The following is a 1,080-nucleotide window of genomic DNA, read 5'->3' as shown; positions in this document are numbered from 1 at the left end:
ACATGTCTGGTATTGCAACGGACAGCCGCTATTACCCAATATAATTTGTTCTGGTAAAAACGAATATCGTATACGAATAGGGTGATACACTATGCGTAAAGTCCGATATTATCATTCATCATCCTGAATAACAGACTATTAGCAGACGCAGGCTTCCCCGGCATACGCATCATAACTGGCTTACCGTATGCATATCTTATCCCAGAAATCGTAGAGCTGGAGTCAAGCAATAAGTGCAACAGACCTCCCAGTGTAGACCTCAAGCGGGGTTAGACCGCCAAGTACCTTGCGAGGCATGCTGTTTATTTGAAACTCCATAGCCTCAATTTCCTCTTCGGTGATCTGTCCAAACGCCATTTTTTTGGGCCAGTGGCGACGGATAAGGCCATTGGTATTTTCATTGCTTCCTCTCTGATAACTGGCATAAGGCTTTGCGAAGTAGATATCCGCGTTAACAGTTTTTGACACAAGAGTATGCATGGCAAATTCACCGCCGTTATCAAGCGTAATTGTCTTCGCACCCGGTGCGCGTTTCAGCAGCTCAATCATCTTATTGGCCACTATTTCAGAGTTCTTGCTGCCAACCTTACCGATCAGCGTCAGACGGCTCTTGCGATCGACAAAGGTAACCAGATGAGCATCCTGCCCATAAACGGTATCACCTTCCCAGTCACCCAGACGGGTACGCTGTTCAACAATGGCAGGACGCTCAGAAATATCTTTCCGATCAGGTATCAGAGAACGTCCAGCCTTACGTTTGCCGCCTTTCCAGCGAGTCTTACCAAACCTGGGCAGCTCTCTGTACAGTTTGCCGCCATTCGCTTTATCTTGTGCAATTAGACGATAGATTGTCGTATGACTAATAGCCTTATCTGGTATCTCTATTTTAAAACGACAACTGATGTTTAATGGAGACCAACCTAATGACAGGCATTTTTTTATAATCTGTTTGTGTTGATCATCGGTTTTCTTAGCCTTGCGAGCATTTTTCTTCCGCTCTGTTTTACGCTTTTCAGCAGCTTCTGGACAATAGCCGCCAGGACCTGAATTTCGGCCTAATTCACGACTGACAGTACTTTT

The 1,080-nt window shown here is 45.4% G+C and carries 1 protein-coding gene; it reads right to left on the bottom strand.

Features of this window, described 5'->3' with window-relative positions:
• Positions 1–222: 222 nt before the first annotated feature.
• Positions 223–1,080, bottom strand: an 858-nt coding sequence (locus tag CX664_RS18545; protein WP_101748169.1) for an IS30 family transposase, incomplete at its 5' end; no start/stop codon positions are given.

This window comes from Endozoicomonas acroporae, from assembly GCF_002864045.1.
In the GTDB taxonomy this organism is placed as follows: domain Bacteria; phylum Pseudomonadota; class Gammaproteobacteria; order Pseudomonadales; family Endozoicomonadaceae; genus Endozoicomonas; species Endozoicomonas acroporae.
The sequence above is the reverse complement of the archived record's forward strand: the minus strand, read 5'-3'. Positions and strand labels throughout refer to the sequence as shown.